The sequence below is a fragment of the Mammaliicoccus sp. K-M42 genome (genome assembly GCF_022386375.1).
In the GTDB taxonomy this organism is placed as follows: domain Bacteria; phylum Bacillota; class Bacilli; order Staphylococcales; family Staphylococcaceae; genus Mammaliicoccus; species Mammaliicoccus fleurettii.
In genome coordinates, this window is the sequence record NZ_JAJNIS010000010.1 from 59,375 (window position 1) to 74,854 (window position 15,480).

12 protein-coding genes and 1 other annotated feature are annotated in these 15,480 nt (G+C 32.3%); of the genes, 7 read left to right on the top strand and 5 right to left on the bottom strand.

Annotation, left to right across the window (positions count from 1 at the left end; translation table 11 throughout):
- Nucleotides 1-27 precede the first annotated feature (27 nt).
- Nucleotides 28-1,017 (top strand): catabolite control protein A, encoded by a 990-nt coding sequence (gene ccpA / locus LQ668_RS07395; RefSeq protein ID WP_078357541.1) that lies wholly within the window; start codon nt 28-30, stop codon nt 1,015-1,017.
- A gap of 264 nt (nt 1,018-1,281) precedes the next feature.
- On the opposite strand, the gene LQ668_RS07400 is transcribed toward ccpA, so the two are convergent.
- Genes LQ668_RS07400 through LQ668_RS07410 form a run of 3 tightly spaced genes read right to left on the bottom strand, consistent with a single transcriptional unit; the run spans nt 1,282 to nt 3,714 of the window.
- Nucleotides 1,282-2,430 carry an acetoin utilization protein AcuC gene (locus LQ668_RS07400; RefSeq protein WP_078357540.1) on the bottom strand — a complete coding sequence of 383 codons (1,149 nt, stop codon included), beginning with the start codon at nt 2,428-2,430 and terminating at the stop codon, nt 1,282-1,284.
- On the bottom strand, nt 2,423-3,067 hold the full coding sequence (locus LQ668_RS07405) for a CBS and ACT domain-containing protein (protein ID WP_078357539.1): 645 nt from the start codon (nt 3,065-3,067) through the stop codon (nt 2,423-2,425). Before LQ668_RS07405 ends, LQ668_RS07400 begins: the two co-directional genes overlap by 8 nt.
- 11 nt (nt 3,068-3,078) lie before the next feature.
- Nucleotides 3,079-3,714, bottom strand: coding sequence for a GNAT family N-acetyltransferase (locus tag LQ668_RS07410; protein ID WP_078357538.1), 636 nt, complete (start codon nt 3,712-3,714; stop codon nt 3,079-3,081).
- A gap of 149 nt (nt 3,715-3,863) precedes the next feature.
- Between LQ668_RS07410 and acsA the strand changes: the two genes are divergently transcribed.
- Both acsA and LQ668_RS07420 read left to right on the top strand, forming a co-directional pair.
- Nucleotides 3,864-5,576, top strand: a complete 1,713-nt coding sequence (gene acsA / locus LQ668_RS07415) for an acetate--CoA ligase (RefSeq protein ID WP_078357537.1) — start codon at nt 3,864-3,866, stop codon at nt 5,574-5,576.
- Nucleotides 5,577-5,728: 152 nt separating this feature from the next.
- Nucleotides 5,729-7,396: a formate--tetrahydrofolate ligase gene (locus LQ668_RS07420; protein ID WP_107509793.1), complete on the top strand. Its 1,668-nt coding sequence runs from the start codon at nt 5,729-5,731 to the stop codon at nt 7,394-7,396.
- 52 nt (nt 7,397-7,448) lie between these two features.
- Here LQ668_RS07420 and LQ668_RS07425 read toward each other — a convergent pair whose 3' ends face one another.
- Entirely contained in the window at nt 7,449-9,899 is a 2,451-nt protein-coding gene (locus LQ668_RS07425) for a transglycosylase domain-containing protein (RefSeq protein ID WP_107509794.1), read from the bottom strand.
- Between the two features lie 100 nt (nt 9,900-9,999).
- Nucleotides 10,000-10,186: a binding site (T-box leader), on the top strand.
- Between the two features lie 52 nt (nt 10,187-10,238).
- Here LQ668_RS07425 and tyrS point away from each other — a divergent pair.
- The 3 genes from tyrS to LQ668_RS07440 all read left to right on the top strand — a co-directional run bounded on the left by tyrS (nt 10,239) and on the right by LQ668_RS07440 (nt 13,052).
- Nucleotides 10,239-11,501, top strand: a complete 1,263-nt coding sequence (tyrS, locus tag LQ668_RS07430) for a tyrosine--tRNA ligase (protein WP_107509795.1) — start codon at nt 10,239-10,241, stop codon at nt 11,499-11,501.
- A gap of 130 nt (nt 11,502-11,631) precedes the next feature.
- Nucleotides 11,632-12,210, top strand: a complete 579-nt coding sequence (locus LQ668_RS07435) for a LemA family protein (RefSeq protein WP_107509796.1) — start codon at nt 11,632-11,634, stop codon at nt 12,208-12,210.
- Nucleotides 12,210-13,052, top strand: a complete 843-nt coding sequence (locus tag LQ668_RS07440; protein ID WP_078357532.1) for a TPM domain-containing protein — start codon at nt 12,210-12,212, stop codon at nt 13,050-13,052. Before LQ668_RS07435 ends, LQ668_RS07440 begins: the two co-directional genes overlap by 1 nt.
- Nucleotides 13,053-13,106: 54 nt before the next feature.
- Here the strand turns inward: LQ668_RS07440 and LQ668_RS07445 are convergent, their stop codons facing one another.
- Complete coding sequence (locus LQ668_RS07445; protein WP_107509797.1) at nt 13,107-14,354, bottom strand: S1C family serine protease; 1,248 nt, start codon at nt 14,352-14,354, stop codon at nt 13,107-13,109.
- A 164-nt stretch (nt 14,355-14,518) separates the two neighbouring features.
- On the opposite strand from LQ668_RS07445, the gene LQ668_RS07450 reads away from it, so the two are divergent.
- On the top strand, nt 14,519-15,148 hold the full coding sequence (locus LQ668_RS07450; RefSeq protein WP_107509798.1) for a lysophospholipid acyltransferase family protein: 630 nt from the start codon (nt 14,519-14,521) through the stop codon (nt 15,146-15,148).
- Nucleotides 15,149-15,480 lie beyond the last annotated feature (332 nt).

The window sequence follows — 15,480 nt, forward strand, 5'->3', positions numbered from 1 at the left end:
AAACGTTTTCAAAGATAGGAGGATATTATGACTGTAACAATATATGATGTTGCGAGAGAAGCTAAAGTATCTATGGCAACAGTTTCACGAGTTGTAAATGGTAACCAAAATGTTAAACCATCAACACGTGACAAAGTAAATGAAGTAATTAAAAGATTAAATTATCGACCTAATGCAGTTGCACGAGGATTAGCAAGTAAGAAAACGACAACGGTAGGCGTAATTATTCCAGACATTTCGAATGTATATTATTCTGAGCTAGCTCGAGGTTTAGAAGATATTGCTACTATGTATAAATATCATACAATTATTTCTAATTCTGATAATGATAGTGAAAAAGAACAAGAAATATTTAACAACTTATTGAGTAAACAAGTTGATGGTATTATTTTCCTTGGTGGTACGTTAACTGATGAAACTGTTGAACTTATTGATAAATCATCTGTTCCTGTAGTAGTATCAGGTACAAATGATAAAGATTCAAAGCTTGCTTCAGTTAATATCAACTATACAGAAGCTAGTAAACAAATTGCTGAAACACTTATTACTAAAGGTGCTAAGAAGTTCGCATTTGTAGGTGGAGGCTATTCTGAAAAAGCACAAGATGATGCTTTTAAAGGATTAGAATTAGCACTTCAAGATGCTAATCTTCAAATTGAAGATAATGCTAAATTTGTAGGCAATGAAACTTATAAAGATGGAAGTCGTGCTTATGAAGCTATTTCAAAAGAAAATCCAGATGTAATTTTATGTATAAGTGATGAGCAAGCTATTGGTATTGTCCATGCTGCTCAAGATGCTGGCGTTAAAATTCCTGAGGATTTACAAGTTGTAAGCTTTAACAATACGAGATTAGTTCATATGGTAAGACCACAATTATCTAGCGTAACTCAACCTTTATATGATATTGGTGCAGTTGGTATGAGATTATTGACTAAATATATGAATGACGAACAAATTGATGAACCTAATGTTATTTTACCTTATAGAGTAGAATATAGAGGAACTACTAAATAAATTTATATAAGAGGCTGAGACAAATTAATTTGTCTCAGCCTCTTATTCATAGAGTATCTATATTCACACAAGTGGAAAGAAGTGTAAGCAAGAGTATCTATATTTACATAAGTCGAGAGAAGTGTAACTAAGAGTATCTATATTTACACAAGTCGAGAGAAGTGTAACTAAGGTCACCCATATTCACACAAGTCAGTAGAAGTGCAACTAACCTTTATAAAAATAAGAGCAGAAATTCAATGTTACAATGAATTTCTGCTCTTTTTACATTTTAAACCAATCTAATATTCTCATTTTAGTATTGTTATTTTTTTCGGATATTTCCTTTTTTCTTGGTATTTCCATATAGCCTTCTTTTTCATCTATCCATGATGTTGCTAGTGGAAATGGAGCGTGTTCTTGATATTTTTCAATCCAAGTTTGAGGTATTGGTGTGTTTGGTGTTTGTAAATCATTTAATGCAAACCAAACATGTGACCAAGCTCTTGGTACAACTCGCCAAATATTATAGCCACCTCCACCAATCATGATTACTTTTCCATCGCAATATTTATCAGCTAAATTCTTAACGATATAAGGTATTTTATATAAAGTATCTAAAGTACAACTCAAATGTGTGAGTGGATCTAAGTAATGAATATCTACGCCATTTACACTTAAAATAACATCTGGTTTATAAGATTCACAAACTGCCTCAATTGTATCCTTAAAAACATCTATATAAGAATCATCTTCAGTATATGCATCCAGAGGGACGTTGACAGTAGTACCGAATCCTTTACCATCCCCACGCTCAGTTAATGCGCCAGTACCTGGAAATAAATATCTTCCTGTTTCATGTATGGAATAGTTCATAACATCTTCATTCGTATAGAAAGACCATTGTACGCCATCTCCATGATGTGCATCAGTATCAATATACAAAACACGTTGCTTATACTTAGATTGCATATACTGAATGGCTACTGCACTGTCATTGTATATACAAAAGCCACTTGCTTTTCCTTTAAATCCATGATGTAAGCCACCACCTAAATGACAAGCTTTCGTAGCTTCTCCATTCATGACAGCATCTACAGCAGTAAGCGTTCCGCCAACAACTCTTGCGCTATTTTCATGCATATTTACAAATTGAGGTGTATCTTCGCTATTTAAACCATATTTGTCATATTCATCTATCGGTAATTCACCTTTGCCTGCCTTTTTAATTGCTTCTATATAATTAACTTCATGTACGAGTTCAAGTTCTTCATCTGTCGCCACTCTTGGAGCTATAATGTGTTCAGAAGTTAACACGCCTAAATCAATGAGAAGGTCGGTTGTTAATTTTAAACGCATTTGATTAAATGGATGACTATCAGAGAACCGATATTTCAATAAATCTTCCGAATAAACATATTTAACTTTAGTCATTTTTTATACCAAAAGGATAGATGACATGATAACCTTGTTCTTCTAATAGTTTATATATTTTTTCGGGATTCATTGATTTTACTCGTAACATAAGATATCTCTTATTAACATTTTGTTGATCAGCATAAGCAAGGACATTTAAAATATCGATATTTTGTTGTTTGAATATATGTGTTATATCATGAAGCGCACCAACTTTATCGTCAATATATACTTCAATGATTGAACCTGGCATTGTGACACCAGTTAGTTCTAAAAATGTGTTGAGCATATCTTTTTGAGTTACAATGCCTATTACTTTATTGTCTCTTATAACAGGAATTGAACCTATAGACATTTCATAGAAATCAAGTGCAATATCTTCTACGAAATCTAATGGGTGACAGCGTATGACATTGCGTCTCATTATTTTTGAAACAGATAAAGATAAGCTTTTGTTCGGCTCATCATCTGATAATATACTGGGTAATGCCATTTTTATATCTCTATCAGAAATGATACCGAGCAGCTGGTTATCTTCATCAACAATAGGTAAGTGTCTAATTTCTTTTTGTGTCATTAAAACTAATGCATCTTCAATGGATTTATCGCTTTGAATAGTCGTACAAGGTGATGTCATAATTTTTTCAACTAACATAATTTTACCTCCTAAAAGAAAAATCTATTCATAAATCTTAATTGATCAAATGCTTCCATTTGTTCTTGTTTAATATTTTTACCAATTCTAGCCATTAAACTATTAGCAGGATGACTTATAATTTCTGGGTCATCTGTAGCAAATACTTCTAAACCACCTTCAGCCATCATTTTATGCATAATTTTTTGATATTGGTACACATCTAAACCACTATTTTTCAAATCCCAATGCCAGTAATATTCAGTTGTTATAACAATGAAATCTTCCATCTCCGGAGCTTTCATCGCTAACTTCAACATTTTTTTACCTAAGCCATACTTTCGATATTTTAAAGAAAGTTCTATTGCACCAAGCTCTAAAATATAGGGGAGATTGCCATCAGACCATCGCTCAAGTGGGTCTGGATAAAGATAGGTAGTATAGCCAATAATATGTTGATCTATGCGTGCAATGATGATTCTTCCTTCAGGTAGTTCGGCAATTTCAATAATAGCTTCAAATTGTTCTTTAGGAACTCTGAAACTATTTAAACCTTCGTCGAAAGTCATTTTCTTTAATTCATCTGAATTTACTGGACCTTCAATTATGATATTAATATCTTTATTATATGTAACAGTATCAGATAAAAAAGTTTTTAAATGTTCCAATTTTGTACCTCCTTTCTATAAATATGATATTCTATATTTGTAAAGTTTATTTTGAATAATCAAATTTTTTTGAAAAGTATCATCTATTTATATTATAATAGAAATAGGCTTTATTGAAAACGATTACATTTATAAAAGGGGAGATTTAAATGAAAGTCGAAGTTTACGAAGCATTAAATGATAATTATAATCTTGCTAATTATGATGATGCAGTAAAAAATCATAATTGGGAAGATATTGAAAAAAATTTCAGTTGGAGTGAAACTGGAAAGATAAATATGGCATATGAGTGTATTGATCGTCATGTTGATAATGGTAAAGGGGACAAAATTGCACTTCATTATAAAGATCAGAATAGACAAGATAGTTATTCGTTTAAAGATATGCAAATCGCGAGTAATAAAGCTGCAAATGTTTTGAAAAATAAAGCAAACGTTAAAAAAGGCGATAGAGTATTTGTTTTCATGCCTAGAACGCCTGAATTATACTTTTCACTTTTAGGTACTTTGAAAATTGGTGCGATTGTTGGACCATTATTTGAAGCATTTATGGAAAAAGCTGTTAAAGATAGACTTGAAAACAGTGAAGCTAAAGTTATTATTACAACAAACGATTTAGTTGGAAGAATTCCTAAAGATGAATTACCTAACCTTGAACATATCGTTGTAGTAGACGATGAGGTAAGTGATGAATATATTGATTTTAATAAAGAATTTGAAAAAGCTGATGAAAAATTTGATATCGAATGGTTAGATAAAGAAGATGGATTGATACTACACTATACATCAGGTTCAACAGGACAACCAAAAGGTGTTCTTCATGTACAAGAAGCAATGGTTGTACATTATATATCTGGTAAATATGTCTTAGATTTTAAAGAAGATGATGTTTATTGGTGTACCGCAGATCCAGGTTGGGTAACAGGAACATCATATGGTATTTTTAGTCCATGGTTAAATGGTGTTACAAATTGTATCGTGGGTGGAAGATTCTCTCCAGAAGGTTGGTATGAATTTATCCAAACTTATGGTGTAACAATTTGGTATACTGCACCAACAGCTCTAAGAATGTTAATGGGTGCGGGAGACGATGTGGTTAGTAAATATGACTTATCATCCTTAAGACATGTATTATCAGTAGGTGAACCATTAAATCCAGAAGTCATTAAATGGGCTCATAAAGTATTTAACCATAGAGTACATGATACTTGGTGGATGACTGAAACGGGTGGACATATGATTGTTAACTATCCATCTATGGATATTAGAGCAGGTTCAATGGGTAAACCTCTACCTGGTATTGAAGCTGCAATAGTTGATGATCAAGGTAAGGAATTACCACCTAACAGAATGGGTAACTTAGCATTGAAAAAAGGCTGGCCTTCAATGATGAGAACAGTTTGGAATAACCAACCTAAATATGAATCATATTTTATAAATGATGAATGGTATGTATCAGGTGACTCAGCTTATAAAGATGAAGATGGTTATTACTGGTTCCAAGGTAGAGTTGATGACGTTATTATGACTGCTGGTGAGAGAGTAGGACCATTTGAAGTTGAATCTAAACTAGTTGAGCATCCTGCAGTAGCTGAAGCTGGGGTAATCGGTAAACCAGATCCAGTACGTGGTGAAATTATAAAAGCTTTTATCGCTTTAAGAGAAGGATATGAAGAATCTGATGAACTTAAAGAAGAGATAAGAAAATTTGTTAAAGAAGGATTAGCTGGACATGCAGCACCTCGTGAAATTGATTTTAAAGATAAATTACCTAAAACACGTTCAGGTAAAATTATGAGACGTGTATTAAAAGCATGGGAATTAGATTTACCTGCTGGTGATTTATCTACATTGGAAGATTAATTTTTATGAAAGTTGAGGCTGAGACAAATTATTGTCTCAGCCTTTATCATGATATTAGTAGTGGTAAGTTAAATTGATTTTTTACAATTATTTGTTTATTCTAAAGTTGAGATTCTTATAATTTGTAATATAAATTTAAGGAGTGAACAATATTGAGTCATTTATCAGATTTAGAAATTGCAAAACAAAGTACATTAAGACCGATTAATGAAATTGCTGAAAAGGTAGGAATTCCTCATGATTCTTTAGAACCTTATGGGCATTATAAAGGAAAAGTTGATATTACAAAGTTAAAAGATATTAAAGAAAAAGGAAAAGTTGTATTAGTAACAGCATTGAGTCCAACACCAGCTGGAGAAGGTAAATCAACTGTTACAGTAGGTTTAGCTGATGCATTCAATCAATTAAATAAAAATGTAATGGTAGCATTAAGAGAACCTTCTCTTGGTCCAGTCTTTGGAATGAAAGGTGGCGCTACTGGTGGAGGTTATGCGCAAGTACTACCAATGGAAGAAATAAATTTACATTTCAATGGAGATTTACATGCAATAACTACTGCAAATAATGCACTTTCAGCCTTTATTGATAACCATATTTATCAAGGTAATGAGTTAAATATAGATTCAAGACGAATAGAATGGAAACGTGTACTTGATATGAATGATAGAGAATTACGTCAAGTAGTTGTTGGGCTTGGTGGGCCAACTCGAGGTGTTCCAAGAGAAGATGGATTTGATATTACAGTTGCATCTGAAATAATGGCAGTATTTTGTTTATCGAATGGTATTAAAGATTTAAAAGAAAACTTAGCAAACATAACTATCGGTTATACAGTAGATAGAAAGCCTGTAACGGTTCGTGATTTGAAAGTAGAGGGTGCATTAACACTCATTTTAAAAGATGCAATTAAACCTAATATTGTTCAAACTATTGAAGGTACACCTGCATTTGTACATGGTGGCCCATTTGCAAATATAGCACATGGTTGTAACTCGATAATCGCAACAAATACTGCTAGAAAATTAGCAGATATAGTTGTAACAGAAAGTGGATTTGGCTCTGATTTAGGCGCAGAAAAATTCATGGATATTAAGACTCGTAAAGCAGGATTTGATCCAAGTGCTGTCGTAATAGTAGCTACGATAAGAGCCTTGAAAATGCATGGTGGTGTTGAGAAAAATGAACTTAAAAGTGAAAATGTTGAAGCGGTTAAAAAAGGCATAATAAACTTAGAAAGACATATTCAAAATATTAAACAATTTGGTGTTGAACCCGTAGTTGCAATTAATGCATTTATACATGATACAAAAGAAGAAGTTCAATATGTATTAGATTGGTGCAAAGAACATGAAATAAAAGTTGCACTGACTGAAGTATGGGAAAAAGGTGGAAAAGGCGGAATAGACCTTGCAAAAGAAGTATTACGTGTCTTAGAAAAACCACAACAATTTTCACCAATTTATGATTTAGATATGTCTATAGAAGATAAACTAGAAACAATTGTTCAGAAAGTATATGGTGGAAGATCAGTTAAATTTAGTGATAAAGCTATAAAACAACTTAAAACGATAAAGGAAAATGGATGGGACAAATATCCAGTATGTATGGCTAAAACACAATACTCATTTACAGATGATCCAAAACAAATCGGTGCACCTTCAGACTTTGATATTACAATTAGAGAATTATCACCAAGAACCGGTGCAGGATTTATCGTTGCATTGACTGGAGATATCATGACGATGCCAGGTTTACCTAAAAAACCAGCAGCATTGAATATGGACGTTAATGAAGATGGATCTGCAGTAGGGCTATTCTAATTTAAGATGAAAAAAGAGCTGAGACAAATTAATTGTCTCAGCTCTTTTGTGTTTAGTCGCTACTTGGTGGTGCTGTACTTGTACCACTGGATGGCTTGCTGTCAGAACTACTAGATTTACTGCTAGATTTGTATGACCAAGCTTCTTTAGAGTTTTTAGCAACTTTTTCTTTAGGTTTAACTTTAGATGATGTGTTAGGATCAATTGCTTTACCTAAACGTTTCATTACATAATCTGATTGTATATCTTTGTTAGATGTATCTACCTTATCTGAAATTAATGTAGAAGGTGCTTTAGATTCACCGCTACTACAACTATCTGTAGAATTAGTATATTGGCAAATTGTATCTTCTTTTACCGTACTTGGTTTTGTGAATTCACTATCATATCCAAGCTTTTCTCTATCAGTAGTAGATAATGCGTTAACCATATCTCTCCACATAAATAATTGATAATGACTATCTTCATCGAATGAAATTGGTTGATCATAACCCATCCAAATACCTAGTGTTACTTTTGGTGTATATCCAACGAATAAACTATCTTTAGCATCTTGTGATGTACCTGTTTTACCAGCCCAGTTACCATCAAATGAATCTTTAATTTGGTAACCTGAACCATCATCAAGAACGCCTTTCAAGATATCTGTTGTTAAATATGTTGTTGATTCACTAAATATACGTTTTGGATCTTTCTTATGCTGATAAATAACTTCGCCATTACGTGATTTAATAGATTCAATCATGTAACTGTCATTATATTCACCTTTGTTTGCTAATGAACTATAACCATTTACATCTTGTTCTAATGTAAAGTCAGCTGTACCAAGCGTAAGGGCTAATCCATCTTGAACATCTTCAGGTATAGTCATACCCATTTTATTTAAGTTTTCCCATGGTTTATAGTCTTGTACATTACTATATAACCTTAATGTACTTAAGTTTAATGAGTTTCTTAATGCATAATCAACTGTTACTGGACCAAATTCTCTTCTATCATAGTTATCTGGGGAATAGCCAAGATAATCGAATTTTTTGTCGAGTAAAGCAGTATTTGGAGTAATTAAACCATTTTCAAATGCCGGTGCATAAGTTAATAATGGTTTCATAGTTGAACCTGGTGAACGTTTAGCACTAGTAGCATGATTAATTTGTGATTTTTCGTAATCTCTACCACCAACAAATGCTAGGATTTTTCCAGATTGATTTTCTTTTAGAAGGGCACCGACTTCATGTTGGAATTCTTTAGAAGCTTTTTTACCTTCACTATTTGTATAATCTGCTTCTCTATCCCATGAGTAACTACCTGAATTATTTTTTACGTCTTGAATCTTATCATACATGTCTTTTTCAATTGTTGTATCAACACGATAACCTTCAGTACGCATTGCTTGATTAGCTTTTTCTGTATATTTCGTCATAAGTACTGGCGTTTGGTCCAATTCTTTTTTAGAAACATTATCATTTTTAGCTAAATGATACTTAAGAATATCAACTGTACGATTTTCAACTTCTTCAGTTAAGAACGGATATTTTTGGTTTGGTTCTTCAACTTTATCAACAAATGCTTTTTTTATGTCGAAATCTAAAGCTTCATCGTATTCTTTTTTAGTGATTTTATCTTCTTGATACATTCTTTTAAGTACATAGTGCTGACGATTTATACCGAATTTTAATGATTCATCATCTTTCAAATCACCATTAGGTAAGAAAGGTGTGTAAGTATATGGGTTTTGTGGTAATCCGGCAAGATATGCTGACTCTGCCACGTTTAATTTTTTAGCTGATTTACCAAATACACCTTGTGCAGCAGCTTCAATACCTGCAATATTCGAACCATTTGAATTACGACCGAATGAAACGACATTTAAATAACTATCGATAATTTCATCTTTTGATAAGTTCTTTTCAACATTCATCGACAGTAACATTTCTTTAGCTTTACGTTCAAAAGATGTTTCATTTGTTAAAAGTTGGTTCTTAACAAGTTGTTGCGTTAATGTACTACCACCAGAAGAATTAGCACTGCCCAAAACTTCTTGCACAGAAGCTCTAAGAAAAGCTTTTGGAACAATACCATTATGGTTATAGAAATCTTCATCTTCTGTTGAAATAAGAGCATTCTTAACATTGTCACTTATTTCATTTCCTTTAATAACATCCCTTTGGACATCACTTTTTAATCGGCCAAGTGACTCTCCAGAACCAAAATAAACAGACGTACTTTCCGTCATTGAATAAAGTTGTTGCTTCATATCTTTTTTTGACATCACTTTTTCATCTTTGACAAGTCCTGCGAAGTAACCGCCACCAATACCCAAGCCAAGTGCTAATAATAAGCAACTTATGAATATAATAATAAAGAATAAATTGCTTATTACATTATATGTAGTGTGGAATATTAATTTTGGAGACCATTTTGTTTCTTTAAAAGTATCTTTATACTTCTTACTTGAACGATTAAATTGATCTTTGAATTTGTTTTTAGACTGATTTGAACTCAAATTTTTACCTCCAATCTAATCATCATTATTATAACATATATGTATTGTATTGACTTTTAAAAAAGATAGCTTTATACTTTGTAATTAATTGCATAAGGTAACGAACTAAAGGAGAAGTAGTTGTTATATTCTTTTTAAGAGAGTCAGTGGTGCTGTGAACTGATAAAGCGATAATGATGAATACACCTTTAATAAATGTTCGACGTTTTAATGTACGTAACATTAATGAGCGATGATGTGTTTAACATCATAAGTATGGTGGTACCGTGTATTCAAGCACCCTTACATTTTTATGTAAGGGTGCTTTTTTATATTATATTTTAAGAGGAGGAATTAGTAATGGCAAATGCACTTATAGAAGATTTAAAATGGAGAGGTTTAATATATCAACAAACTGATGAACAAGAAATTGAAGAATTATTGAATAAAGAATCTGTCAAAATATATTGTGGAGCAGATCCAACTGCTGATAGTTTACACATTGGACATTTACTGCCTTTCTTAACTTTACGAAGATTTCAAAATCATGGACATACACCTATTGTATTAGTAGGTGGTGGTACTGGTATGATTGGTGATCCTTCTGGACGCTCAGAAGAAAGAAATCTACAATCAGACGAACAAATTGAAGCAAATGTACGCGGAATTATGAATCAAATGCATAAAATATTTGATTTTGAAGGTGATGATTCTGCAATTTTAGTTAATAATAAGGATTGGTTAAAAGAAATTGATTTAATTTCTTTCTTAAGAGATTATGCTAAATATGTTGGTGTGAATTACATGCTAGCTAAAGATTCTGTGAAGTCGAGATTAGAAACAGGTATATCATATACTGAGTTCACTTACATGATTCTGCAAGCAATAGATTTCGGTTACTTAAATCAAAATTATGATTGTAAAATGCAAATTGGTGGTTCTGACCAATGGGGCAATATAACAACTGGATTAGATTTAATGAGAAAAATGTATGGTGATACTGAAGCTTACGGATTTACAATTCCATTAGTTACTAAAGCAGATGGAAAAAAATTCGGTAAATCTGAATCAGGCACTGTATGGTTAGATAGAAGTAAAACATCAGCTTATGAGCTATACCAATTTTGGATTAACGCTCAAGATGCAGATGTCGTGAAATATTTAAAATACTTTACTTTCTTAGATAGAGAAGAAATAGAACGACTAGAAAAAACAGTTGAAGAAGCACCTCACTTAAGAGAAGCACAAAAAGTGTTAGCTGAAGAAATGGTAGGATTCATCCACGGTAGTGATGCAGTTGAAGAAGCAAAAAGAATTACTGATGCACTATTTAAAGGTGATATCAAAGCATTGACTAAATCAGAAATTGAAGAAGGTTTCAAGGATGTACCTACAGCACAAGTAAGTTCTGAAACTGTACAACTAGTTGATTTTATTATTGAAGCTGGTGTTTCACCTTCTAAGAGACAAGCGCGTGAAGATATTAATAATGGTGCCATTTACATTAATGGTGAACGAATTCAAGACGTTAATCATGAAATAACAAGTGCAGACAAAATTGATGATGAATTTACAATCGTAAGAAGAGGTAAGAAAAAATATACAATGGTTAAATTCTCATAATATTAACAATAAAAGCGCAATAGATAAATTTATTTATTGCGCTTTTTTCTATATTCAATGAACTGTACTAACATGGAATTTATTGTATAATAAAATTGACATATGAAATTAATGAAAAGGAGAAAATTAAATGAAAAAATATTTAGGACCTATTATTGCTGTAGTAGCAATAATCGTGATTTTAGGGGTCATTATGATTGGACCATATAATAGATTAGTTGGTTTAGAAGAAGAAGCGGATAAATCTTTATCTAATATAGATAATCAATTACAAAGACGTGTCGATTTGATACCGAATCTAGTTGATACTGTTAAAGGGTATACTAAGCATGAAGAGAAAGTTTTCAAAGATGTTTCTGATGCACGTAGTAAATTAGCTGGTGCAAATTCACCTGAAGAAAAAGCAGCCGCAAATGGTGAAGTAAATAGTGCATTAAGCCGTTTAATCGCTATTAGTGAAAATTATCCTGATTTAAAAGCTGATAAACAATTTACTGGATTAAGAGATGAACTAGCTGGAACTGAAAATAGAATTGCAGTAGCTAGAAAAGATTATAATGAATCAATTAACGAATACAATCAAGCTACGCGTAGATTCCCATCTAGTATAGTAGCAGGTTTGTTTAATTTCGATAAGAAAGAATATTTCCAAGCAAAAGGTGAAGCAAAAGATGCACCTAAAGTTGACTTCGGTGGAGATGAATCTTAATGACATCAATGTTTAAACGTTTCTGTGTTTTGTTTATTATAAGCTTTTTTTCACTAAGTTCTACAATACAAGCGGCAGATGAAAAGTTTCCTAAGCTTGAACAACCTGTATTTGTTCAAGATCATGCAAACTTAATCAGTGATGAAAGTAAAGATAAAATTAGTAAAAAAGGTCAAAAATTACAAGATGGTACTGATGCAGATATCTTACTCATGACGATGAAGTCAATTGGACAAACTCCTCGTCAAGATTATGCTTTAGAAGCCGGTAGACATTATAAAGTTGGAGATCAAAAGCACAATAGAGGTATTGTTATATTACTTAATATGGATAACGGTAATGAATATAATAATAGAGGTATTGATATTGCAGTTGGTGATGGCTTAGAAGGTGTGCTGAATGATTCTAAAGTTGGTGAACTTATTGATTCCAACTTCATGCCATACCAAAAAAAGGCTGCTAAAACGGGCGATGCTAAAAAAGCAAAAGCATATTATGATCAAGGTTTGACGAAATTATATGATGCCGTCTGGGATGAAATTGCTAAAAGTTATGGTTACGACGGTAAGAAATTCACTGAAAAAGAACCTCAAAGTAGTGGATTAGGTAAAATTCCATTTGTATTTTTCATATTATTTATCATAGTGTTTTTCATTATCTACTTTAAAAATGGAGGAGGAAAACCTCCTAGAGGTGGTAATGGAAGAGGTACAAGAAGAGGAATGGCTGGTCCATTTATATTTGGAGGATCATCAGGTAGTTCTGGTGGTGGATTCTCCGGAGGCGGAAGCTTCGGTGGTGGAGGCGGATTCTCTGGTGGTGGAGCTGGCAGAGGATTCTAAATACTATAAAAAAATCCTTCTAAGTTGAAAGTAAACTTAGAAGGATTTTTTAATTTAATTTTGTTCTTTTAAAGTGATTTTAGTACTATGTTCTTTACCATCTCTTATATATTTCATAGTAATTTTATCACCAGGTTTTTTCTCATTATAGATATAATTTTTTATATCTGAAACTTCAGTAACATCTTTATTATCAACTTTAGTGATAACATCATCTTTTTTAAGCCCGTTGTTTGCTTTTTCATCTACCTCTGAAATGTATACACCTTTGTCAGTTGTTAATTTTAATTCTTTTCTATATTGACTTGGTATATCTTCAATAGATATCATACTAATTCCAATATATGGTCTCGTAACTTTACCATCATCCATTATGTCTTTAATAATGTTGTTTACTTCATTACTTGGTATTGCAAAGCCAATACCTTCAACATCAGGACGTGATATTTTCATGGAATTAATACCGATTAAGTTTCCGTTTAAATCAATTAAAGCACCACCAGAGTTACCTGGATTTATAGCTGCGTCAGTTTGTATGACTGTTGCTTCTGTTACACCGTCAGAAGTTTGTACATCCATTGTACGTTCTTCAGATGAAATAATACCTTGTGTAACACTGTTTGCAAATTCTACTCCTAATGGATTACCAAGTGCAAATACTGTTTCACCAGCTTTAACTTTAGAAGAATCTGCGAATTTAATTGGTTCGATATTATAATCGCCATCAATTTTTAAGACAGCTAAATCAGTCATAACATCCGTTCCTACAAGTTCAGCTTTAACTGATTTATCGTTATGAAGACGTACTTCAATTTCATTGGCACCCTCTATAACATGATTATTTGTAACAATATAAGAACTGTTATCACTAGATTGATAAATCACACCAGTACCAGTACCTGACTCTTGTGGATCACTTGATTCACCCGAACTTTTTCCACCAAAGAATGATTCAATTCCGCTAGCTTTTTGTTTGTTAATAACACCAACAATAGATGGAGATACATCTTCAATCATTTTAGATACGGATTTATTACTTGATTTATTATCTTTTATATTACCGCCTTTTTCATTAGCCGGTGCTTTCGTTATATTCGCTTCGTCATTGTAGTTATTAACGACATCAATAATTTTAGTACCACCTATATATAAAGCGAGTATTAAGACTGCACCAATAATCCCCGATAAAAAAGGTATCAGGCAACTTTGATACCATGGTATCTTATTTTTCTTCTTATAATAATAATCATTCGAAGATGTTTGATTTAAATTTGAATTGTCGCCATTTTGATTCTGATCCATTCTAATCCCTCCTAAAAAACTCCATAAAATAATTATTATAGATATTGCATTAAATTGCCAATAATATGATGTATTTAATTGTTACAATATTTTGTATGAAAACTTGTGACTCAAGTATTAGAGTGATAAAATATGAATATCATTAAGAAGAGAGTGATCATTAAATGTATAAATTTGCTAGTACTGTTTTACATGTTGTTTTCCAAAAGTTCGGTAAACAACTTGTAACAATAAATAAAGAGAAGGTTCCTGAAGAACCATATGTCGTTACTTGTACGCATACAGGTTATGTTGAAGTTATAATGTTAGCTTTAAGTTTATATCCTACTGAAATCAATTATATGGCAAAAAAAGAATTATTCTCTAAAAATTGGTCGGATAAGTTTTTCCATTCATTAAATGCTTTTCCAGTAGATAGAGAAAAGCCAGGACCAAGTACACTGAAAATTCCTGTTAAATTACTAAATCAAGGTAAAAGTGTTGGTATTTTCCCTTCAGGACATAGAGCAGAAACAGGAGAAGCACCATTAAAAAGAGGTGCCGCAACAATAGCTGTATTAAGCAATAAACCAATTGTACCTGCAGCTTTCGAAGGTCCTAAAAAAGTAAAATCTATCTTTGGATTTAGACAGAAATCATTTGTTAAATTTGGGGATCCTATTGATCCTAGTACATTTCCAAGTGAGTTAAAGAAAAGTGAAAAAATGGCAAAAGTTATGGAATTATTAGAAGAAAGAACGAATACATTACAAAAAGAAGTTACATATATAGCAAATAAAGCTATGGACAAGTAATGTAATACAATAAAAGGCTTCGGCACATATAGCCTCGCTCAAAATAAATAAGCATATCACTCAACTGATTTTTTAAAGTTTAGTGATATGCTTATTTTTTATGGAGTTTACGATTTTGTACGTGCATGCTTGCCTAGGGGTATGGCTCGAGCCTGTAGTCTCTCGCTCATACTATTCCCTCAGACGTCCGCACTTTACAAAATCGGGGGTAGTATACATTTTTATAAGTATTATTTTGGCAGTTGGACCGTCTACACTTAATTGGACAACTTCTTTAAAGAGAAGTATTGTTAAAATTAAGAAAGTAGGTGGTCTTTTTATGAGAAGAGAGC

Bases quoted from the DNA above. Each gene is read 5' to 3' on its own strand.
- ccpA (WP_078357541.1), top strand. From the start codon at position 28: ATGACTGTAACAATATATGATGTTGCGAGAGAAGCTAAAGTATCTATG.
- LQ668_RS07400 (WP_078357540.1), bottom strand. From the start codon at position 2,430: ATGACTAAAGTTAAATATGTTTATTCGGAAGATTTATTGAAATATCGG.
- LQ668_RS07405 (WP_078357539.1), bottom strand. From the start codon at position 3,067: ATGTTAGTTGAAAAAATTATGACATCACCTTGTACGACTATTCAAAGC.
- acsA (WP_078357537.1), top strand. From the start codon at position 3,864: ATGAAAGTCGAAGTTTACGAAGCATTAAATGATAATTATAATCTTGCT.
- tyrS (WP_107509795.1), top strand. From the start codon at position 10,239: ATGGCAAATGCACTTATAGAAGATTTAAAATGGAGAGGTTTAATATAT.
- LQ668_RS07435 (WP_107509796.1), top strand. From the start codon at position 11,632: ATGAAAAAATATTTAGGACCTATTATTGCTGTAGTAGCAATAATCGTG.
- LQ668_RS07440 (WP_078357532.1), top strand. From the start codon at position 12,210: ATGACATCAATGTTTAAACGTTTCTGTGTTTTGTTTATTATAAGCTTT.
- LQ668_RS07445 (WP_107509797.1), bottom strand. From the start codon at position 14,354: ATGGATCAGAATCAAAATGGCGACAATTCAAATTTAAATCAAACATCT.
- LQ668_RS07450 (WP_107509798.1), top strand. From the start codon at position 14,519: ATGTATAAATTTGCTAGTACTGTTTTACATGTTGTTTTCCAAAAGTTC.